The 21,000-nt window shown below is 67.6% G+C and carries 23 protein-coding genes and 1 other annotated feature; of the genes, 5 read left to right on the top strand and 18 right to left on the bottom strand.

Annotated features, from left to right (window positions below):
- Window positions 1-21: 21 nt before the first annotated feature.
- Window positions 22-879, bottom strand: coding sequence for a formate/nitrite transporter family protein (locus K0O62_RS06905; RefSeq protein ID WP_073856440.1), 858 nt, complete (start codon window positions 877-879; stop codon window positions 22-24).
- A gap of 23 nt (window positions 880-902) precedes the next feature.
- Window positions 903-1,349 carry a cyanase gene (gene cynS / locus K0O62_RS06900; protein WP_073856564.1) on the bottom strand — a complete coding sequence of 149 codons (447 nt, stop codon included), beginning with the start codon at window positions 1,347-1,349 and terminating at the stop codon, window positions 903-905.
- 234 nt (window positions 1,350-1,583) lie between these two features.
- Here cynS and K0O62_RS06895 point away from each other — a divergent pair.
- Together K0O62_RS06895 and K0O62_RS06890 are read left to right on the top strand one after the other, a co-directional pair.
- Window positions 1,584-2,824 (top strand): IS3 family transposase gene (locus tag K0O62_RS06895; RefSeq protein ID WP_372512867.1). Its coding sequence is split into 2 segments (ribosomal slippage): window positions 1,584-1,869 and window positions 1,869-2,824, totalling 1,242 coding nucleotides; the frame shifts between segments, so codons are not numbered across the junction.
- Window positions 1,859-1,975 (top strand) — a sequence feature (AL1L pseudoknot). It overlaps the preceding gene by 117 nt.
- A gap of 38 nt (window positions 2,825-2,862) precedes the next feature.
- On the top strand, window positions 2,863-3,612 hold the full coding sequence (locus K0O62_RS06890) for a helix-turn-helix domain-containing protein (protein WP_073856439.1): 750 nt from the start codon (window positions 2,863-2,865) through the stop codon (window positions 3,610-3,612).
- 5 nt (window positions 3,613-3,617) lie between these two features.
- On the opposite strand, the gene glmS is transcribed toward K0O62_RS06890, so the two are convergent.
- Window positions 3,618-5,492, bottom strand: coding sequence for a glutamine--fructose-6-phosphate transaminase (isomerizing) (gene glmS, locus K0O62_RS06885; protein ID WP_073856438.1), 1,875 nt, complete (start codon window positions 5,490-5,492; stop codon window positions 3,618-3,620).
- Window positions 5,493-5,519: 27 nt separating this feature from the next.
- Window positions 5,520-6,086 (bottom strand): diacylglycerol-binding protein, encoded by a 567-nt coding sequence (locus K0O62_RS06880; RefSeq protein WP_073856437.1) that lies wholly within the window; start codon window positions 6,084-6,086, stop codon window positions 5,520-5,522.
- A 42-nt stretch (window positions 6,087-6,128) separates the two neighbouring features.
- Between K0O62_RS06880 and K0O62_RS06875 the strand changes: the two genes are divergently transcribed.
- A complete protein-coding gene (locus tag K0O62_RS06875) occupies window positions 6,129-6,971 on the top strand; it encodes a dienelactone hydrolase family protein (protein ID WP_207550989.1) in 843 nt (280 codons plus the stop codon).
- A 46-nt stretch (window positions 6,972-7,017) separates the two neighbouring features.
- Here the strand turns inward: K0O62_RS06875 and K0O62_RS06870 are convergent, their stop codons facing one another.
- The 11 genes from K0O62_RS06870 to K0O62_RS06820 form a co-directional block, all read right to left on the bottom strand.
- Window positions 7,018-7,248, bottom strand: coding sequence for a biotin/lipoyl-containing protein (locus K0O62_RS06870; RefSeq protein WP_073856436.1), 231 nt, complete (start codon window positions 7,246-7,248; stop codon window positions 7,018-7,020).
- 18 nt (window positions 7,249-7,266) lie between these two features.
- Window positions 7,267-7,458, bottom strand: coding sequence for a ferredoxin (locus tag K0O62_RS06865; RefSeq protein WP_073856435.1), 192 nt, complete (start codon window positions 7,456-7,458; stop codon window positions 7,267-7,269).
- 10 nt (window positions 7,459-7,468) lie between these two features.
- Complete coding sequence (locus tag K0O62_RS06860) at window positions 7,469-8,617, bottom strand: thiolase family protein (protein ID WP_073856434.1); 1,149 nt, start codon at window positions 8,615-8,617, stop codon at window positions 7,469-7,471.
- Window positions 8,614-9,051, bottom strand: a complete 438-nt coding sequence (locus tag K0O62_RS06855; RefSeq protein ID WP_073856433.1) for a Zn-ribbon domain-containing OB-fold protein — start codon at window positions 9,049-9,051, stop codon at window positions 8,614-8,616. The genes K0O62_RS06860 and K0O62_RS06855 overlap by 4 nt, the downstream gene beginning before the upstream one ends.
- Window positions 9,038-9,418, bottom strand: a complete 381-nt coding sequence (locus tag K0O62_RS06850; RefSeq protein ID WP_073856432.1) for a 2Fe-2S iron-sulfur cluster-binding protein — start codon at window positions 9,416-9,418, stop codon at window positions 9,038-9,040. The genes K0O62_RS06855 and K0O62_RS06850 overlap by 14 nt, the downstream gene beginning before the upstream one ends.
- A 1-nt stretch (window position 9,419) precedes the next feature.
- Entirely contained in the window at window positions 9,420-10,532 is a 1,113-nt protein-coding gene (locus K0O62_RS06845; protein ID WP_073856431.1) for an acyl-CoA dehydrogenase family protein, read from the bottom strand.
- Window positions 10,525-11,538, bottom strand: coding sequence for an acyl-CoA dehydrogenase family protein (locus K0O62_RS06840; protein ID WP_234800088.1), 1,014 nt, complete (start codon window positions 11,536-11,538; stop codon window positions 10,525-10,527). The genes K0O62_RS06845 and K0O62_RS06840 overlap by 8 nt, the downstream gene beginning before the upstream one ends.
- Entirely contained in the window at window positions 11,538-13,058 is a 1,521-nt protein-coding gene (locus K0O62_RS06835) for an AMP-binding protein (protein ID WP_073856430.1), read from the bottom strand. Before K0O62_RS06835 ends, K0O62_RS06840 begins: the two co-directional genes overlap by 1 nt.
- A gap of 3 nt (window positions 13,059-13,061) precedes the next feature.
- Window positions 13,062-14,081, bottom strand: a complete 1,020-nt coding sequence (locus K0O62_RS06830; protein WP_073856429.1) for an alpha-ketoacid dehydrogenase subunit beta — start codon at window positions 14,079-14,081, stop codon at window positions 13,062-13,064.
- A 2-nt stretch (window positions 14,082-14,083) separates the two neighbouring features.
- The gene (locus tag K0O62_RS06825; RefSeq protein WP_073856428.1) at window positions 14,084-15,067 is read right to left on the bottom strand and encodes a thiamine pyrophosphate-dependent dehydrogenase E1 component subunit alpha; all 984 of its coding nucleotides are present in this window, start codon (window positions 15,065-15,067) and stop codon (window positions 14,084-14,086) included.
- A 193-nt stretch (window positions 15,068-15,260) separates the two neighbouring features.
- Window positions 15,261-15,863, bottom strand: a complete 603-nt coding sequence (locus tag K0O62_RS06820; protein ID WP_073856427.1) for a TetR/AcrR family transcriptional regulator — start codon at window positions 15,861-15,863, stop codon at window positions 15,261-15,263.
- 133 nt (window positions 15,864-15,996) lie between these two features.
- On the opposite strand from K0O62_RS06820, the gene K0O62_RS06815 reads away from it, so the two are divergent.
- Window positions 15,997-16,830 (top strand): TauD/TfdA dioxygenase family protein, encoded by an 834-nt coding sequence (locus K0O62_RS06815; RefSeq protein WP_073856426.1) that lies wholly within the window; start codon window positions 15,997-15,999, stop codon window positions 16,828-16,830.
- A gap of 24 nt (window positions 16,831-16,854) precedes the next feature.
- The gene (locus tag K0O62_RS06810; protein WP_073856425.1) at window positions 16,855-17,454 is read left to right on the top strand and encodes a carboxymuconolactone decarboxylase family protein; all 600 of its coding nucleotides are present in this window, start codon (window positions 16,855-16,857) and stop codon (window positions 17,452-17,454) included.
- Here K0O62_RS06810 and K0O62_RS06805 read toward each other — a convergent pair.
- From K0O62_RS06805 to K0O62_RS06795, 3 genes are read right to left on the bottom strand one after another with little or no spacing between them, the layout of a single operon-like run.
- Window positions 17,451-18,908 carry a carotenoid oxygenase family protein gene (locus K0O62_RS06805; RefSeq protein ID WP_083603706.1) on the bottom strand — a complete coding sequence of 486 codons (1,458 nt, stop codon included), beginning with the start codon at window positions 18,906-18,908 and terminating at the stop codon, window positions 17,451-17,453. The genes K0O62_RS06810 and K0O62_RS06805 overlap by 4 nt on opposite strands.
- A gap of 35 nt (window positions 18,909-18,943) precedes the next feature.
- The gene (locus tag K0O62_RS06800; protein WP_073856424.1) at window positions 18,944-20,326 is read right to left on the bottom strand and encodes an aldehyde dehydrogenase family protein; all 1,383 of its coding nucleotides are present in this window, start codon (window positions 20,324-20,326) and stop codon (window positions 18,944-18,946) included.
- A 20-nt stretch (window positions 20,327-20,346) separates the two neighbouring features.
- Window positions 20,347-20,979, bottom strand: a complete 633-nt coding sequence (locus K0O62_RS06795; protein WP_073856423.1) for a TetR/AcrR family transcriptional regulator — start codon at window positions 20,977-20,979, stop codon at window positions 20,347-20,349.
- Window positions 20,980-21,000: the final 21 nt, after the last annotated feature.

Here is a 21,000-nt window from a genome sequence, read left to right as displayed (position 1 = left end):
CAGCGGACCCGGCGGAGGAGTTCAGACCTTGCTCGGTACCGACACCCGGTCCACACCGACCAGATCGGTCGGTCGCTTACGGGACGGGCCGGTCTTGCTGTGAGTCGCGTAGATGACCAGGCCCACGAACGCCAGTCCGCCCACGAGATTGCCTATGACCGTCGGGATCTCGTTCCACAGCAGGTAGTCCATGATCGTGAACTCGCCGCCGAGCAGCAGCCCGGACGGAAACAGGAACATGTTGACGATCGAGTGCTCGAAGCCGAGGTAGAAGAACACCATGATCGGCATCCACATGGCGATCACCTTGCCGGGCAGGCTGTCCGACATCATGGCCCCCACCACACCCATCGACACCATCCAGTTGCACATCACACCGCGGATGAACAGCGTCAGCATCCCGGCGGCGCCGTGATCGGCATAGCCGACGGTACGTCCCTCCCCGATCTGGCCGATCGCCTGCCCGACGGCGTCGGGTTCCACGCTGAACCCGTAGGTGAAGTAGATCGCCATGAACACGGCGACGGTCAGCGCGCCGGCCAGGTTGCCCAGGAACACCAACCCCCAGTTGCGCAGCATCGGACCGACCGTCACCCCCGGGCGCTTGTCCAGCCAGGCCAACGGCACCAGCGTGAATACCGCTGTCAGCAGGTCGAACCCGAGCAGGTGCAACATGCAGAAGCCGACCGGGAACAGGACCGCACCCAGCAGTGGCTCCCCCGTCTTCACGGATATCGTCACCGCAAAAGCCGCAGCCAGCGCCAGGATGGCGCCGGCCATGAAGGACCGGATCAAGGTGTCTCGGGTGGACATGAACACCTTCGACTCACCGGCATCGATGATCCGCGTCGCGAGTTCGGCTGGTTTGACGTACGACATGACTTACCTCCTTTCGCAGCGAATCACCAGTGGTAGGGCAGGAATTTGCCGTCGATGGTCACGACGACCCGGTCACCGTCCGGGTCGGCCCGGCGTTCGAAGTTCACATTGCAGTTGATCGCGCTCATGATGCCGTCGCCGAACTCCTCGTGGATCAACGCCTTGAACGCCGGACCGTAGACATTGATCAGTTCGACGAAGCGGTAGATCGTCGGGTCGGTCAGCACGGCCGCATTCTCGGTCCGGTACGGCTGGCGCTGCAGGGCCGCAACGGTTTCCGGGCCGAGGTCAAGCAGTTCGCCGACGGCTCGAGCCTCGGTGTTCGGCATCGGGTGGCTGCCCAGCATGGCGGCCACCGTCCACACCAGCGGACGGTCGATGTGGTCGGCGAGCTTCTGCCAGCTGATCCCGGTCTCGAGACGGCGTTGTTCGATCTCGGTGATGACGGGTGAGGTCGGGTCGTAGGCCATCGGCATTCTCCTTCGCAGTGGTGGTACTCCCATGACAGCGGCCGAGGGGCGGTCTGCCCATGGCAAAAGACGCAGCGAGTGCGGCATTTTGCGCATGAGCTCCCGACAGTGACACCGTTTAACCACCCCGTAACGAACGGAGAAAACCGTCGAAACCCACCGCCCCTAGCCTGAGCACAAATCGATATGAAGTACCCCAGGTTTTGTTCCGATCTTTATAGGAGGATCAGGAACATGCCCCGTCAGTATTCGCCGGAGTTTCGCGATCGTGCGTTGCGGTTGTTGGACACCATGATGGAAGCCTCGGATATTTCTGAGTTCGAGGCCATTAAGTCGGTGGCCAGCAAACTCGGCATCTCGGAGGAATCGGTGCGTCGGTGGCGACGCAAAGCTCAGGTCGATGCCGGCGAACGGTCCGGCACGACCAGCGCCGAGCACGCCGAGATCCGCAAGCTCAAGCGTGAAGTCGCCGAACTACGCAGAGCAAATGAACTTTTGAAGTCAGCATCCGCGTTTTTCGCAGCGGAGCTCGACCGCCCCGTGACGAAATGATCGCCTTCATCGATGCACATCGCGATCAATTCGGGGTCGAGCTCATCTGCCGTATCCTACGGGCAGCAATCCCGGGTTTCCTGACCGCCCGCGGCTACCGCGCCGCACGGACCCGCCCGGCCTCTGACCGCGAGATCCGCGACGAACAGCTGATCGCCGACCTCCGCACCGTGCATAAAGACAACTTTTCCGTCTACGGCGTCAAGAAGATGCACGCAGCGATGAAACGTCGCGGTTGGCACCTGGGCCGCGAACAAACACGACGGTTGATGCACAAAGCCGGCCTGCGCGGCATCCAGCGAGGAAGACCAGTGTTCACCACGGTCACCGACCCCGCCGATCAACGTCCAGTCGATCTGGTCAACCGCCAGTTCAATGCCGCCGCACCGAACCGGTTGTGGGTCGCTGACATCACCTTCGTGCGGACCTGGCAGGGGTTCTGCTACACCGCGTTCGTCACCGACGTCTGCACCCGCAAGATCGTCGGCTGGGCCGTATCGACCACGATGCGCACCGAAGATCTCCCGTTACAAGCCTTCAATCACGCTGTGTGGCAGTCAGACTCAGATCTATCTGAGTTGATTCATCATTCCGACCGCGGATCCCAATACCTGTCGCTGGCATACACCGACAGGCTGGCCGAGCTCGGGATCGCGCCCTCGGTGGGGTCGCGAGGCGATAGTTATGACAACGCCCTTGCCGAGGCCGTCAATGCCGCCTACAAAACCGAGGTGATCAACCGTGGCAAGCCCTGGCGCGGCGTCGACGACGTCGAACTAGCGACCGCCCAATGGGTGGCCTGGTACAACCAGGAACGCCTGCATGAAGCCCTCGGCTACGTTTCACCGGCCGAGTACGAGGTCGCCCTCACCGGCGCCTCACACCCTGCGAGCCAGCCAACCCCGGCCCTCGTACCCAACTAGGAACAAAACCTGGGGTACTTCAACAGCCAGGTGGGACGGTGTTCACCCAAACCAAAGTCACTCGACCGCACCTCGCCGCACTCGACGCCGGCACCCTCTCGGCGGTGATCGACGTCGCGCCGACCCCACTGTGGGTGATCGGCCCGGACGGCACGGTGGTGTTGGCGAATCAGGCTGCGCTGAGCATGCTCGGCTACCGCAACGATGATGACGTGATCGGCGCCCCCAGCCACGACACCCTGCATGAATGGCATCCGGACGGATCGCGGTACCCGTCGGACTCCTGCCCGATACTCGACGGCTGCGGCAGCACTGCCGAGACTGCGCACGAATGGTTCATCACCCGTGCGGGCCAACCGATCCCGGTCACCTGGTCGGCACGACCGCTGGGTACCGATGGCACCCGACTGCTGGCGTTCGCCGACGCCTCAGAACGGATTGCCGCCGAACGGCCCCGCGACCACGGGAACCGCGCCGCCCTGCGGGCACGGCTGTTGGCCCACATCGACGCCCGCTTCCGGGACCCGGAATTCACCGCGGCCCGACTGGCAGCCGAGTTCCACCTGTCGCTGCGTTCGGTGCAGCAACTGCTGGCCGAGGACGGCCGATCTCCGGCCACCGAGATCCGGCGCAGGAGACTGGAACTCGCAAGCACACTCATCGAGCAAGGCGCACCCGTCAACCGGGCCGGCCGGGCCGGCGGGTTCGCCGAGACCGGAACGTTCAATCGCGCGTTCCGACGCCAGTACGGCGTCTCACCGAGTGAGTGGGCCCGACGAACCGGCTGAGCCGGCTATTCGACGGTGACCGACTTGGCCAGGTTGCGCGGCTTGTCCACATCGTAGCCACGCGCCTGCGCCACCCCGGCCGCGAACACCTGCATCGGGATCGTCGACAGCAGCGGCTGGAAAAGCGTTGAGACGGCCGGGATCTCGATGAGATGATCTGCGTACGGAGCCACCGTGTCGTCGCCTTCCTCGGCGATGACGATCGTGATCGCGCCGCGGGCCTGGATCTCCCGGATGTTGCTCAGCAGCTTCGCGTGCAGGGTGGCCGCACTCTTGGGCGACGGCATCACCACGATCACCGGTAGATCATCCTCGATGAGCGCGATCGGGCCGTGCTTGAGCTCACCGGCGGCGAAACCCTCGGCGTGCATGTAGGCCAGTTCCTTGAGCTTGAGGGCGCCCTCGAGTGCCACCGGGTAGCCGACGTGGCGACCGAGGAAAAGCACCGCCGAGGCCTGTGCGAACCGCTGCGCCAGCGCCGTCACCGGCTCCATGCAGGTGAGCACCCGGGACACCTGATCGGCCATGGCCTCCAGATCGTGGTACTCGCGGGCCACCTCGTCGGCGTACTTGGTGCCACGGGCCTGCGCCAGCGCCAGCCCGACCAGATAGTTCGCGGTCAGCTGCGCCAGGAACGTCTTGGTGGACGCCACCCCGATCTCCGGTCCGGCCCGGGTGTAGAGCACGGCGTCGGCTTCCCGCGGGATCTGGCTGCCGTTGGTGTTGCAGATGGCCAACACCTTGGCCTTCTGCTCCTTGGCGTGCCGCACCGCCTCCAGGGTGTCAGCGGTCTCACCGGACTGCGAGATCGCGATCACCAGGGTGCTGCGGTCCAGAACCGGGTCGCGGTACCGGAATTCGCTGGCCAGTTCGACCTCGACCGGCAGCCGAGTCCAGTGCTCGATGGCGTACTTGGCCAGCATGCCGGAGTGGTAGGCGGTGCCGCAGGCCACGATGAAGATCTTGTCGACCTCACGGAGTTCCTGATCGGACAGACGCTGCTCGTCGAGCACGATGCGGCCGTCGACGAAATGCCCCAGCAGGGTGTCCGCCACCGCGGCGGGCTGCTCGGCGATCTCCTTGAGCATGAAGTACTCGTAGCCACCCTTTTCGGCGGCGCTCAGATCCCAGTCGATATGAAACGGCCGGGCAAGGTCGTCCGCACGATTGCCGGAGAAGTCGTAGATCCGGTACCCGTCGGCGGTGATGACGACGGCCTGATCCTGACCGAGTTCGACGGCCTCACGGGTGAATTCGATGAAGGCCGCCACGTCGGAGCCGATGAACATCTCGCCGTCGCCGACGCCGACCACCAGCGGGGTCGAGCGACGCGCGGCGACGATGGTGCCAGGCTCGTCGGCGAAGGCGAACACCAGGGTGAAGTGGCCTTCGAGGCGGCGCAGCACCGACAGCACCGAGCCCACGAAGTCGCCGGCCGTCTCCCCGTGGCGGTAGGCCTGCGCCACCAGGTGCACGGCCACCTCGGAGTCGGTGTCGCTGGCGAACTCGACGCCGGCCACCTCCAGCTCGGCGCGCAGCGCGGCGAAGTTCTCGATGATGCCGTTGTGCACGACGGCGAACTTGCCGCTGGCGTCACGGTGCGGGTGAGCATTGCGGTCGGTGGGCCGACCGTGGGTGGCCCACCGGGTATGCCCCATCCCGGAAGTGCCGCCGAGCGCCTCGCCGGCCTCGGTGGCCTCTTTCAAAGCCTCTTCGAGGTTGGCCAGCCGACCCGCCCGACGCTGCACGGTCAGGCCACCGGCACCGTCGAGGACGGCCACCCCCGAGGAGTCGTAGCCGCGGTATTCCATCCGGCGCAACGCATCGACGACGACCTCGCAGGCAGGGCGCTGCCCGACATAGCCGACGATTCCACACATAGGCGTCAAGGGTAGTGCAGCGACGGGTCAGCTTTCCGCGCGCGCGGATGCCAACTCGCCCAGCAGGGCCGCCACCACCCCAAACGCGAAGTACAGCGGCACCAGCCAGGGCGCCACGCCGAACAGTCCGTCGCAGACCTCGGCGTATCCGAACAGGCCCGCGTGGGCCAGCACGATCTCCACGACCGGCCCGATGACGGCGGCCAGTGCGCCGCACACCAGGGCGGGCGTGTCGCCGAACGCGCACCAGATCAGCACGGCGAATGCACTGATCAGAGCGGTCGTGGGCACAGCAGGCCCAGTGTGGACCAGCGCGGTCACCAGGTAACTGCCGACCACCGCGGCGATCCCGGCCAGCCCCTGGCGCAGTGTCATCGCGGTGCGGACCGACGGTAGGTGCAGCCGGATCTCGGCCAGCGACACCGCCGCCAACCCCACCAGGACGGGGAACCACACCGGGCTGCTGCCGAGGAACGGCACGGCGTCGGTGGTGTAGAACGTGGTGCCCGTCACCACGTGACCGTGATCACCGAGGAGCGCCGCCACGCCGCCGATGAGGAACAGCACCAACACCGCCGTCGGCCGCAACTTCACACCTGCAACGTAGACGGGACCGCGGTGGGCTACGGTCAACGGGTGGCCAAGACGAAGCAACTCTTCGCTGCTCTGACCCGGCGCGGACCGCATCGCGTGCTGCGCGGAGACCTCGCCTTCGCCGGCCAGCCCGGCGTCGTCTATACCCCCGAGTCGGGGCTGAACCTGCCCGGCATCGCGTTCGGTCACGACTGGCTGACCGGAACCGACCGGTATTCCGGCACGTTGGAGCACCTGGCGTCCTGGGGCATCGTCGCCGCGGCGCCCGACACCGAGCGGTCGTTCGCGCCGTCGGTGCTCAATCTCGCCTTCGACCTGGGCACCACCCTGGACATCATTGCCGGGGTGCGGCTGGGGCCCGGCAAGATCAGCGTGCACCCGACCAAGCTGGGCCTCGTCGGCCACGGTTTCGGCGGGTCGGCCGCGGTGTTCGCCGCCGCCGGCCTGGGTTCCCGGCTCAAGGCGGTTGCCGCTCTCTACCCCGCGGTCAGCAGCCCGCCCGCCGAACAGCCCGCCGCGACGCTCAAGAGCTCCGGGCTGATCCTGCGCGCCCCGGCCGATGGCACCGCCATCCGCTCCAACGCCGACGCACTGTCGCGGGCCTGGCCGGCGGCCATCCTGCGGACGGTGCACAAGGCCGAACCCGGCGGCCTGATCGAGGGCCGCCGACTGGCCAAGGCGTTCGGGCTTCCCGGCGCCGACCGCGGCACCCAGAAGGCCACCCGGGCCCTGCTGACCGGCTATCTGCTGTACGTACTCGCCGGCGACAAGACCTACCGTGATTTCGCCGATCCGGATGTGCTGCTGCCCAAGACGGTGGCGCCGGTGCCGGACGCCGAGCCGCCCACCCTGGAGGACAAGGTCGCGGCCCTGTTGAAGGGCTGATGTCCCGGCCCTGTTGAAGGGCTGATGTCCCGGCCCTGTTGAAGGGTTAGCTCTCCAGGCGCCCCAGCGGGGTGCCCACCGGGTAGGTCTCGTCGGCTTCGACGTCACCGTGGCGCACCACGCCGTCCGCGGGTGCGGGCACGTCGACCTCCACCTTGTCGGTACTGACCGTGTACAGGTCGTCGCCCTCGACGACCGCGCTGCCGTCGGGCACCAGCCAGCCGATGAACGTGCCCTCGGTCATGGTCACGTCGAGCTTGGGCATCTTGATTTCCATCCGATGAACGCCTTCCGGTCAGTGGGTTGTCCGCAGTGCCTGCGCGGGACACGAGCTCACCGCGTCGAGCACCAATTGCTGTTGTTCTGGCGGAATTTCGGCGAACTGCAGTTCCACCTCACCGTTGTCGTCGACGACGAAGAGTTCGGGCGCCAGCGCCTCGCACACCCCGTTGCCGACGCATCGATCGCGGTCGACGGTGACCCTCATGCGCCGCCGCTCACCGGGTGAGCAGGGTGCAGGCGCTCAGGCCGGGTGCACCGTAGACGTGGGACAGCGCGACCCTGGGTTGCCCGGCGACCTGATGTTCCCCGGCCGCACCGCGCAACTGCAGGACGTTCTCGTGGATCTGCCGCAGACCCGACGCGCCGATGGGTTCCCCGTTGGCCAGGCACCCGCCGTCGGTGTTGATCGGCAGCCGGCCGGTGAGTTCGGTTGCCCCGGAATCGATCAGCTCGGTCTGCTCGCCGTCGGCGCACAGACCGGTCTCGGCCAGGTGGATGATCTCCGCACCGGCGTCGGTGTCCTGCAACTGCGCGAGGTCGACGTCGGCGGGTTCGATCCCGGCGGCCTCGAACGCGGCCGCCGCGGCGTCGACGGTCGGGCTGACGCCGCGCCGCACCGACAGCGACGGGCTGAGCACCTCGAAGGATCCGGGCCGCCGGGTACGCACCGCGGACGCCGCGACGTAGACCGGATGGGGGCTGAGTTCGCGGGCCCGGTCGGCACTGCACACCACGAGTGCGGTCGCCCCGTCCCCGGGCGAGCACAACATGTACTGCCGCAGCGGATCCGAGAGCATCATCGAGGCGTCGATATCGGCCTCGGACAGCGGTTTGCGCCGCCACGCCAGCGGGTTCAGCGATCCGTTGCGGAACGCCTTGGCCGCGACCTTGGTCAGCAGTCGCTCCGGAAGGCCGTGTTCGTGCAGATAGCGTTGGATCTTGAGCGCGAAGAACTGGGAGGTGAGCGCCAGACCGGCTTCCCCGTACCAGTTCCCGAGTCCGAGCGCGGACGGATTGATGGCGAATGCGCCGCGCGGGTGCGAGTCGAAGCCGATCACCAGCGCGAGGTCGGCGGCGCCGGAGGCGATGGTGTGCACCGCGGAGATGAGTGAGCTGCTGCCGGTGGCACATCCGTTGAGCACGTTGACGAACGGCACGCCGGTGAGGCCGAGGTCGGCGACCAGGGTGTCGGCCGAGCCGCCGTCCATGCTGCCCCCGACGGCGTACTGGATGTCGGTCCAGGACACGCCGGCGTCGGCGAGGGCCAGCCGGGCCGCCAGCACCGCTTCCTGACGCACCGAGGTGTCCTGATACCGGCCGAACGGGCGGCAACCGATCCCGATGATGGCGACGGAATTCTTCACTTCCGTTCTCCTTCCTCGACGGGGGCGAACGCGAAGGCCAGCGCCTGCTCGCCGGTGGCCGTGGTGACCTCGATCCCGGTCAGCCGCATCGGCATCCCGATCCGCAGCCGGGCCGGATCCGATTCCGTCAGCCGGGTTTCCACGATGACCTCGCCGGGCAGTTCGACGTATCCGACGCCGAACGGCGTGAACTCGTCGGCGCTCCCGTGGTACGGCGGGCTGGGCGGTGGGAACCGTTGCACCGTCCAACTCCACAGCACGCCGTGGTCGGCCAGCGTCACCGCGCCGACGTCCTGGCTGCCGCAGTCACGGCAGGACTGCTTGCGCGGGAACTCGGTTTCACCGCAAGCCGCGCACCGCCCGCCGATCAACCGGATCCCACCGTCCGCACCGGACTCGATGATTCCGGGATCGATGATCTCAACCGTCGACACCGGGTGCCTCCTGTCTGTTCTGGGTGCGCTTGACGCGCACACCTGGGTTCTCTGGATGCGCTTCGCGCACACCGCGCTTCATGACGACGACATCGCCATGCACCCCGGCCTGGCAGGCCAGCCGCACGTGCTCACCGCGTCCTCCCTTGTCGCCGGACAGCCCGCGGACCGCCTGCGCTTCGATATCGCTCGGAGCCGCGAGATGTTCGGGGCCGTCCACCACCTCGACGTGGCACACGAGGCAATCACCTTGTCCGCCACACACTGTCGGCCAGCGCAGACCTGCATCCAGCGCGGCGGCCATCACCGTCTGACCCGGTGTGGCCTCGAACGTGATCCCCGAGGGGCGGACCGTGACCGTCGGCATCTCAACTGCGTCGCAGTTCGCGCCACGGCTTGCCCCGGCCGGGGTCGATCTCGCGGTCCAGCCCGAGCACCTTCTCCCCGACGATGTTGCGTTGTACCTCCGAGGTGCCCCCGGCGATGGTGAACCGGCGGCTGTCCAGCAGGTCGTGGGTGTCCGGTGGCACCGTGTCAGCCCAGTGGGCGGCCTCTGCCCCGCCGAGTTCGAATCCCAACTCGGCGATCTGCTGGGAGAGCTCCGAGAGCACCAGTTTGGTGATCGACCCTCCGGACGCACGCTGATTTGTCAGTGTCAGTGCACGTTCCACGGCGATCAGGTCGGCCATCCGATCACGGATCACCGGGTCCGTCCATTTCCCGGAGCGCCGCGCCCGGTCCAGCATCGGGCCCAGTGGCACGCCGCTGGCGCTCGTGGTCTCCGACAGCCCGGAGCGTTCGGCGTTCAGGGTGCTCATCGCCACCCGCCAGCCGTCGTCGACCGGCCCCAGCACCGACTCGGGACCGAGCAGCACGTCCTGGAGGAACACCTCGCAGAAGTGTTCCTCGCCCGTGAGCTGGCGCAACGGCCGCACCGTCACGCCCGGTGCGGTCATGTCCACCAGGAAGCAGGTGATGCCGGCGTTCTTCGGTTTGTCGGGATCGGTGCGGGCCAGCAGCATTCCGTACCGGGACTCGGCGGCGAACGAGCTCCACACCTTCTGCCCGTTCACCCGCCAGCCGGTGCCCTCGGGCACCGCGCGGGTGGCCAGGCTGGCCAGATCCGATCCGGCGCCGGGCTCACTGAACAGCTGGCACCACATATCGGCGCCGCGGACGATGCCGGGCAGGTAGCGCTGCTGCTGCTCGGCGGTACCCCAGGCCATGATGGCCGGGCCGATCAGGGTCAGCGGCACGAAGTAGTAGTCGGGCAGGCCCACACCGTGCTCGGTCAGCACCGAGCGCACCACCGCGGACTGTTCCTCGGTGTAACCCAGTCCGCCGTGCTCACGCGGCCAGTGCGCGACGGTGTAACCGCGTTCCCCCAGCGTGGTGAACCACGCCGGTGCCGACCCCACATCCATTGTCTTGGGCCGGTTCTCCCGCACCCAGGTATCGACTTCGGTACGTAACTCAGACATGGGCACCGTCCCGCAGATCGACGAGATCGGCCAGTCGGCGGCGGTACCGGCCGGCAGTGCCGGTGAGCGCGGTGACCGCGTGGGCCCGCCGGAAATACCGGTGCGCCCAGTGTTCGTAGGTGATGGCGATGCCGCCGTGCAGCTGGATGGCGGCCTTGGTGACCGCGAGCGCGGTGTCGCGGGACAGCGCCGCGGCCACCGCGAGGTCCACCTCGGTCGAGATCGCCCCCGGGTCCGAGGTCAACTGCCAGGCCGCGCCGTAGACCGCCGAGCGGGTCAGCTCGACCTTGGCCAGCAGGTCGACGAGCCGATGTTTGACGGCCTGGAAGGAGCCGATGGTGCGGCCGAACTGAACCCGTTGCGCCACATACTGAACGGTGCCGTCCAGCGCATGCTGGGCCACCCCGAGCAGTTCTGCGGACAGGGCCAGCGACACGATGTGCTCGGCGCCGGTCGACTCGCCCTCGCTACGTGCGATCGGGGTGGCCGCGCCGACGGTGTGGCGGGCCAGCGGCCGGGACGGGTCCAGCCCGTCCACCGGGGTCAGGACGACGTCCGGGTCGGTGGCGTCGAACAGGGCCACCCAGCCGCCGCGGCGGACCAGCAGCAGGTGCGCACCGGGGCCGTGCCACACCGGGCTGTCATCGCCGAGGGTGGCCGCCACAGTCTGGGTGCCGTCGCGCAGCGCGGAGATCAGGTCCGCGTCGCCGAGGGCGGCCGCGAACTGCCCGGCCAGCACCGTCGGGATCAACGGCCCCCCGAACAGCGCGGCGCCCGCCTCCTCCGCCAGGATGGCCAGGTCGATGGGTGAACCCGTGTCATCGGATTCCGTGCTGCCCAGGATGATCTCGTCTGCACCGATCTCACCGAGCAGCCGCCGCCATCCGGTCGCCGGATCGTCGGTGTCGGAGAACAGCGCTCGCACCACCTCGCGCAGCGCCTGGTGTTCGTCGGTGAACGCGAACATCGGGGGCACGGCGTCCCGGGTGAGCTCGACGGTGTCCATCATGGCCTCCCGACCGCGGGCGCAGCGGCGGCCACCCCGGCCAGGTAGTCCGCACGCAGCTGCCGCTTGTTGAGTTTTCCCATCGCCGAGCGCAATTCGAAGTCCACGATCTGCACCAGGTTCGGGCATTTGTAGTGCGCCAGCCGGTCCCGGGTCCAGGACACCAGGTCGGCCGGGTCGACACCGGGATCGCTGGTGACCACCAGCGCGCACAGCTGCTCTCCCAGGTCCTCGTGCGGGATGCCGATGACCGCGACGTCCACCACGGCCGGGTGGGTGCGCAGTACCGCCTCCGATTCGGCCGGGTAGATGTTGACGCCGCCGCTGACCACCATGTCCGAGGCCCGGTCGGTCAGGTATAGGTAGCCGTCCTCGTCGAGGTAACCGATCTCGCCGAGCGCGAAGACACCGTCGGCGACGTAGCTGCGCCGGGTCTTCTCCGGATCGCCGTGGTAGCGCGGGTTGTTGCCGGTGGTCGACCGCACGCACACCAGGCCCGGGGTGCCGGCCGGCAGCACCGCGCCGTCCTCGGTGCGGATGGTCAGTTCGTAGCCGGGCATGGCCCGGCCCACCGACCCGGGGTGCGCAAGCCATTCCGTCGAGTCGATCATCGTCACGGTGCCGGCTTCGGTGGATCCGTAGGCCTCCAACAGGATCGGGCCGAACCAGTCGATCATCGCGCGTTTCACCTCGACGGGGCAGGCCGCCCCGGTGTGCACGATGGTGCGCAAGCCGGCGACGTCGTAGCGCTCGCGGATCTCGGCGGGCAGCCGCAGCAGCCGGGAGAAGTGCGTCGGCACCATCATGGTGGCCTGGACGCGTTCGCGGTCGATGGCGGCCAGGACCTGTTCCGGGTCGAACCGGGGCAGGATCACCAGGGGCCGGCCGGCGATGATGCCGCGGACCCCGGCCATCGGGCCGGTGTGGTGCATGGGGGCGACCACGAGGTGCTTTCCGGGGCTGCCGATCGGCGAGTTGACCACCCGCTCGACGAACTCGACCATCGATGCCCCGCCGGGGAACATCTGGTCGGGCAACTCCACCCCTTTGGGCAGTCCGGTGGTGCCCGAGGTGTAGTAGAGCGGCTTCGCCGGCGCCAGGTCCGCAGGTGGTTCGTCCGGTGGAGCGTCGGCGATGACGGTGTCGAGGTCGGCCCAGTCCAACACCGCCACCCGTGCGTCGCCGGCCTGGGCGGCCGCCTTGACGTCCGGGCTGCACAGCACGGTGTGCACCTCGGCGTCGCGCACGATGTAGCCGATCTCGTCGGCGGTCAGGTGGTAGTTCACCGGGACGGCCGAGAGTCCGGCATAGGTGGTGGCCAGGTGCGCCAGCGCGACGTGGGCGCTGTTCGCACCGGCCACCGCCACCCGACTCTCGGCCGGGATGTCCTGGGCCAGCAGCCAGTTCACCGCACGGTTGAGCCGGTCGTTGAGTTCGGACCAGGTCCAGGTGACGACGCCGTCGGTGACGGCGTGCTCATCGGGAGTCTGGGCCGCGTGCTGGGCGATCCCCGCAACCACGGATTACCCGTTCACCCCGGCACCCGAGCGGGACCGCGCCAGTGCGTTCTTGGCCGCCGACACGACGGCCTCCGTGCCGGGGACGAAGGCATCCTCGAGGATCTTGGCGTACGGGATGGGAGTGTCGGCGCCCGCCACCCGCAGCACCGGCGCGCCGAGTTCGTCGAACAGCGCCTCGGTGATCAGAGCGGCCAGTTCCGCACCGAATCCGTTGCGGCGCACGGCCTCGTGCACCACGACGGCGTGCCGGGTGCGTCCCACCGACTCCAGTACAGTGCGCTCGTCGAGCGGCACCAGCGAACGCAGGTCGATGACCTCGGCCTCGATCGACTCCTGCGCGAGCTGCTCGGCCGCGGCCAGCGCGGTGTGCACCTGGCGGCCGTAGCTGATCAGGGTGATGTCACTGCCCGGGCGTACCGTGGCGGCTGATCCCAGGGGCACCACGTGATGGCCGACCGGCACCGGCTGCGGCGGTGCGAAGTACAGCAGGCTCTGCTCGACCACGATCACCGGGTCCGGGTCCATGATCGCGGCGGTGAGCAGCCCCTTGGCGTCTGCCGGGTTGCTCGGCACCACCACCTTCAGACCGGGAATGTGCGTGAGCCAGGCTTCGAGCATCTCCGAATGCTGTGCGCCGAACTGCATTCCGGCGCCCGCGGCGCACCGGATGGTCAGCGGCACGGTGGTCTGACCGCCCGACATGTAGCGCAGTTTCGCGGCGTGGTTGGCGACCTGGTCCAGGCATACGGCCAGGAAGTCCATCAGCATGATCTCGGCGACCGGTCGCATGCCGGCGATGGCGGCGCCGACGGCAGCCCCGACGATGGCCTGCTCGCTGATCGGGGTGGCCCGTACCCGGTCGGTGCCGTACTTGGTGGACAGCCCGGCGGAGACCTTGAATACGCCGCCGCTGGGGTCGGCGATGTCCTCACCGAGCAGGAACACCGACGGATCGCGGGACAGGGCGTCATCCAATGCACTGCCGATGGCCTGGAATCCCAGCATCGGGACGGTCTCGGTCATCGTCACACCTCTTCGTAGACGTCGGTCAGCAATTCGGACAACTCGGGCAGCGGGCTGGCTTCGGCGAACTCGAAGGCGTCTTTGACGTCCGACTTGGCCTGGGCCTCAATCGCTTCGATCTCGGGTTCGGTGAGTACCCGCTGCTCGATCAGAGCGGCCCGGAAGCGCAGCACCGGATCGTTGGCGCGTTCCGACTCCAACTCGCCGGGCTTCATGTACTCGTTCTGGTCCGACATCTGGTGCCCGAAGAACCGGAACGTCATGGCCTCCAGCAGGGTCGGTCCCTCACCCGCACGGGCCCGGGCGACGGCCTCGCGCGCCGCGGTGTGCATGGCCACCGGGTCGTTGCCGTCGACCCGCACGCCGCGCATCTTGTACGCCGCCGCCCGGTCGGCGACCCGGTCGACGCTGGTCCCGTCCTCGAATGAGGTGTGTTCGGCGTAACGGTTGTTGTGGCAGAGGAATACCACCGGCAGTTTCCACAGCGCCGCGAGGTTGCACGCCTCGTGGAAGGCGCCGATGTTGGTCGCGCCGTCACCGAAGTTGACCACGGTGACCCGGTCGGTACCCTGCAATTGAGAGGCCAGCGCCAGCCCGTTGGCGATCGGCAGGCCGCTGCCGACGATGCCGGTGGTGACCATCAGCCCGGAGGCCGGGTGGGTGATGTGCATGGGTCCGCCCTTGCCCTTGCAGGTTCCGGTGGCCCGGCCGAAGAACTCCGCCCACAGTTCGCGCAACGGCACACCCTTGGCGAGTTGATCGTGCAGCCCGCGGTAGGTGGTGACCATGTAGTCGCTCTCCCGAAGGGCCGCCCCCATGGACGCGGAGACGATCTCCTGGCCGCGTGGCGAGTAATACTGCGCGCTGACCTGCCCGGTCAGGATCAGCGAACGGAACTTCTCGTCGCACACCTTGATCCGGGTGGCGGTGGTGAAGATCTTCGTCAGCTCGGCGGTTCCGAGACCGATATCTGCCGTGGATGTCATCCGCTCCCCATCTATTGGCCGGTCAACTAATTAATTAGTAACAGGGATCACTTTTGCATGTCAACGGCTCAGCCGGCGTTGAACGCCTGGCACGGCACCTGAAAACGGGCGGGCGTGGTTGAACTGCGATGCTCAAGCGGTAACCCAGATCTGCATTAGGCAATCGCCTAATTACGCGGCCGCCCCACGGGCCCTATGACCCTGCGGCGGATTCAGCCTCTGGCATCTCGTAGTCGTCGAGCAGCTTGCGCACGAGTGCCATGGTGTTGGCGTGCCCGGTGGCGATGCCCATGGCGGCCTCCAGCACGATCAGCCGGCCGACCGCGGCGATGAGGATCGACACCACATCCGGCGGCACCGCGACATCGCCGGAGCGGTTGCGGAGGATGAGGGTCAGCGCGGCCACCTGGGCTTCGCGGAACCTTTCGGCACCGACCGCGAGTTCGGCGCGAATCTCCTCGCGATGGTTTCCCAGCGCCATGAACTCGGTCAGAATACCCACACCACGGGGGTCAACTGTCATGTCCCACAGTGCATGCAGCGGACGATCAGCGGTCAATGCGGCGCGCTGCATTTCCATGGTTGCCTCGGTACCGCGACGCAACACGGCCAGATACAGCTCGTCCATGGCCGGAAAGTAGTAGTAGACCAGCGCCCGCTGCACGCCGGCCTGCTCGGCAACGCGACGCGACGTGGCTGCGGCGTACCCCTCGGTGAGCATGATGTGCGCGCAGGCGTCGAGGATTCTCTCGCGAGTACCCGTGTCCCGTTTACCGGCCTCGTTCGGTTTCGCCATCGCATGGTCCTGTCCCGCGTTCGCCGCCGCCCGCCGCAGTGGCCTGCCACATCCTTGACCACCCCAACTTTGGAGTGCTAAGCATATGCCCAGTCTGATGTTAGGCGATCGCCCAAACAAGAAGGGCTTCATCGTGAGCGTGAGCATCTCCCCCATCTCGGAATCGATCGGTGTCGACGTTCGCGGTATGACCAGCGACGACTTCACCCGGGAACAGACCGCAGACCACTGCCGGCAGCTGCTGGCCGCTCACGGCGTGATCGTCTACCGCGAAGCCCACATCAGCGATGCCGACCTGGTGAGCTTCAGTCGGATGCTCGGTGATGTGGTGATCGCTCCTGCCGGCGCCCATCCTGATTTCCCGGAGATCTCGCCGGTCACCATGGACCCGTCCAAGAGCGCGTTGGCGGGTCTACGTCGCAGCACCATCTTCTGGCACACCGACGGGCTGATCGATGCGGTGCCACAGAAGGCGACCCTGCTGACCGCGCGTGAAGTGGCCGACGACGGTGGCGACACCGAGTTCGCGAATACCTACGCCGCCTACCAGGCGCTGCCGGCGGAGAAGAAAGCCGAGCTGGACGGCTACCGGGTGGTGCACAGCGTCGCCGCCTCCCAGTTGCTGCTCGAACCCGACCCGACGCCCGAGCAACTCGTCAAATGGCACCGGGCACCCTCGCGGGAACACCCGCTGGTCTGGACCCACGCCGACGGACGAAAGTCTTTGCTGATCGGCGCAACAGCAGGCGAGATCGTCGGAATGGACCGCGCCGCCGGCCGCGCGATTCTCGACATGATCCTCGACTGGTCGACCCAGCCGCGATTCGTCCTGCACCACACGTGGACCGTCGGTGACCTCGTCGTGTGGGACAACACCGGAATGCTGCACCGCGCCATCCCCTACGAACCGACCTCCCGCCGACTGATGCACCGCACCACCCTGGTCGGCGAGGAGGCCATCGCGTGAACCTCGGAAGGACCATCGACTGACATGGCACGCATTGAACCCCTGAGGCCCAGGGAGTTTCCGCCGCAGATGCGGGAGGCGCTGGCCGCGTTACGCCCACCCAACCCTCGGCACGAGCCGTTGCCCACCGAGGACCGCCCCAAGGCGCTGCACGTGCTGGGCGCCCTGGCACACCACCCCGATCTGGCCCGCGCCTACTTCACCTTCAACGGCCACTTGTTGTCGGGCACGACGTTGACCGAACGGCAACGCGAGCTACTGGTCATGCGCGTCGCGGCGGTACGCAAGTGCGGTTACGAGTGGGCCCAGCATCTGTTCGTCGCACGTGACGCGGGGCTGACCGACGAGGAGATCGGACGTATCGCCTACGGACCGGATGCCCCGTTCTGGAGCCCGCTGGAGGCCGCCATGCTGCGCGCGGTGGACGAACTCATCGATCCCGGCGCGATCAGCACGGCGACCTGGCAGACGCTTTCCGCCGACTTGGACACCAGACAACTGCTGGATCTGATCTTCACCGTCGGCGGCTACGACACCCTCGCCAGGATGTTCGGTTCGCTGGACCTGACCATCGACGATGACATCCCCGCCCTGATGGCCCGATACGGCGAGTTGTTCGGCTAAGCGGTCCCGAACGCCTGCCGGTACAGCGGGCCGTCCACGCTGTAGTAGTTGCAGTGGAAGCCACTGGGAATCCGGAACGGGATGACCGCGGTGGCGATCGGGCCGTCCGCGATGTTGGCCGCGTCGAACACCGCGAGCTCACTTTCCGGCGAGTCCTTGCGGTGCACCAAGGTCAGGGCGTAGCCGTCGAGTTCATGGGTGCTGCCGATGCGCGGGGCGAAGATCAGTTCACCGACCGCGGTGCCGGCCCCGAAGTGGTAGAGATCCTCGGCGCCGGTGGCGGTGTCCACCCGCAGCGCCGAGTCCATCCCCTCCACCCGGCCGTCGTGCGAGTTCAGATTGCTGTTGGCGAACGCCTGCCGGCTGCGCCGCGCCATCAGGCGGTCATCCGGGCGCGGGAACTGGATGTCGCGGTCGTTGACGATCTCCTCGTTGAGACTGTCGGACTTCGCCTTCGGGTCGATGGTCCAGCGCCGCAGGCTCTGCCGGGTCTCGGCGTGGCCGGCCCGGTTCCCGTTCACGTCGGGGAACAGCGCGGTGCCCTCGGCCGCGGCCACGTCGGCGACGATCCGGCCCTGCTCGTCCTCCCACACGTTGGCCTCGTGCAGCATGTGCCGCGGCTCCACCTCGATCCAGCGGACGTCGGCGGCGGTACCGCGGCGTGGCATCAGACCCAGCTTGGACGGCCGGTCCGGCACCCAGGCCGTCATCGGGCCGCCCGAGAGCAGCCGCTGCAGGCTGATCTCCAACGGCATGACCGGGAACACCACCCAGTTCTCGGTGACGAAGAAGGTGTGCAGCATCGTCATGTGCGGCACCGGGATCAGCTCGGTGACCACCGGCGCACCGTCGAAATCGAGGACGTCATAACGGATCACCGCCTCACCGCCCAGGCCGTGCACCGCGTTGCCGATGTTGATCAGTTCCCCGGTGCTGTAATCGACCTTGGGATGCGCGGAGAAGGTGGTGGTGATCAGCCCGCCGTAGGTCTCCTCCCCCAGCGTGTCCAGGGTGCGCGGGTCCAGCGCGACCGGCGGCGCACCTTCCATCAGGGCCAGCAGCTTGCCGCCGTGGATGATGACGTTGGTGTTGGCGGTGTTGTACCGGGTGCCGTGCGACTTGGGGTCCGCGGTCATCGGGTTGCCCAGCACCCCGAACAGTCGGCGCCCCTCCCCCTGTTCGAGCAGGAACTTGTCGGTGCGTACCCAGCGGTTGCGCATGGACACCCGGCCGTCGGAGATGAAGAACGCGTAGACCATGCCGTCGCCGTCGAACCAGTGGTAGTCCTCGTCGGTCGGCGGATACAGCGGTTCGGCGCCGTTGCGGTAGAACACCCCGGCCAGGTCATCGGGCAGTCGGCCGCGGATCACCAGATCCGGGGCGTCGACCTCCATCCGGTTGGGCTGATGATGCCCGGTCAGAAACGGGCTCTCCCGCACCAGGGTGGCATCCATAGAACGTCTCCTCACATGTGGCTGAACACGATTCGTCAGGTCATCCGGCGCAACAGACGTAATCCCTTGTCCGTGTACGGCGGATAGAACAGCGACGAAAGATCGGGACGAGTCGGCTTGGTCAGCACCGATTTACGGTGACTGAACTCCTCGAACCCGAACCGCCCGTGGTAGGCGCCCATCCCGGACGGCCCCACCCCACCGAACGGCATCTTCGCCGTCGCCACCTGCATCAGTAGCTGATTGACCACCATGCCGCCGGCGGGTACTCGTCGCACGACCAGCTCACGGGTCGCCGCCGATCGGGTGAACAGGTATACCGCAAGCGGTTTGGGTCGCTGACGGACGAAACCGACCGCCTGCTGCACGGATTCCACGGTCAGCACCGGCAGCACCGGGCCGAAGATCTCCTCGGTCATCAGCGGCTCATCCTCGGCGGGGTCGATGACCACGGTGGGTTCGATCTCGAGGCGCTGCGCATCGACGCCGCCACCGACCACGATGTCGCCACGGGTCGCGGCCAGCGCGCCCGCCAGCCGGTCGAACTGGCTCCCGTTGACGATCGGCAGCCCGGCCCGCGCACCGGCCCGGAATTCGGATATGGCGGCGCGGAACTCGTCGATCAACCGGTCACGCACGGTCGCGTGCGCCAGCACATAATCCGGGGCGACACAGATCTGACCGGAGTTCATCAGCTTGATCCAGGCGATCCGGCGCGCCGCGGTCTTCACGTCGGCGTCCTCCGCGACGATCACCGGGCTCTTACCGCCCAACTCGAGGGTGACCGGGGTCAGGTGACCGGACGCGGCGGCCATGATCTTGTGACCGACCGCGGTGCCCCCGGTGAACAGCACCCGGTCCAGACCGTGAGCGATCAGCTCCTGGGTGATGGCGCCGTCGCCCTCCACCACCGCCACCGCGTCGGGATCGAGGTAGCGCGGCACCATCTCGGCCAGCAACCGAGAGGACGCGGGCGCGAGTTCGGATGGCTTGATCACCACGGTGTTTCCCGCCGCGATCGCCCCGATCACCGGGGTCAGGGTGAGCTGGAAGGGGACGTTCCACGGGCCGATGACCAGCACCGTCCCGTAGGGCTCGTACTGAATCCAGGCCCGCCCCGGCAGCTGGGTCCATTCCAGCAGCCGGAACCTGCGCCGCGTCCACCTCCGCACATTGCGCGCCGCGTGGCGGGCCTCGTTCGCCGTGGCCAGGATCTCGGCCATCCAGGTCTCGAACGGTGCCCTGCGCAGGTCTGCCGACACCGCGTCCACGATGGCGTCGGCATTGTCGACCACCATGGCGGCCAGCCCCCGTAGTTGGGTGCGGCGCCAGTCGACATCGAGGGTGCGCCCACTGTCGAAGGTGTGCCGCAGCCGGGCGATCGTCGCCGCGCAGTCGGGTTCCAGGCCGGCCGTCATGGGTTACCGGGCGTCATCGGCTACGGGATGTCGTCCGACTCGAGCAGCAGCCCGCCGAACAGATCGATCATCTGATCCATGACGGTGACATCGGTGTTGGCCGCGGCGTGCGCGAAGCCGTCGACGATCGCGCTGATCATCCCCGCAACGGCCAGTGGGTCCAGGTTCTCCGGGATCAGGCCGGAGTGCTGGCCGGCGGTCACGGCCTCGCCCAGGGTGCGGGCCATGGCCTCGGCCTGTTTGGCGAAGGCCTCGGACAGTTCCGGGTGGCGCCGCGCGTCGATGGGCGCGGTCGCCACGAATCCGGCCAACTCCGGCGATTCGTGGTTGATCCGCATCGATTCCGCGAGCACCGCACGGAGCAGGCCGCGGACCGAGTGCGGGCCGGCCAGCGCCTCCACCGAGCGCGCGATGATCCTGCCGTACACGTACTCACAGACGGCTTCGAAGAGTTTGCTCTTGGAGCCGAAGTGGTAATGCAGCGAACCGGCGGTCACGCCGGCCATCTCCGCGATCAGATTGTTCGTCGCGGGGCCGTACCCGTGCTGCGCGAAACACTGGCAGGCGGCGGCGAGCACCCGCTGCCGGGTGTCCCCGCTGTCCGTGCCGGCCGGACGGCCGGGACCTGATCTTGAACTGGTTGTTTCGCTCATCCCGCCATCATTGCGCAGCCA

It is taken from the genome of Mycolicibacterium diernhoferi, from assembly GCF_019456655.1.
Lineage (GTDB): Bacteria > Actinomycetota > Actinomycetes > Mycobacteriales > Mycobacteriaceae > Mycobacterium > Mycobacterium diernhoferi.
Note: the sequence above shows the minus strand (reverse complement) of the source record. Positions and strands in the feature narration are given on the sequence as shown.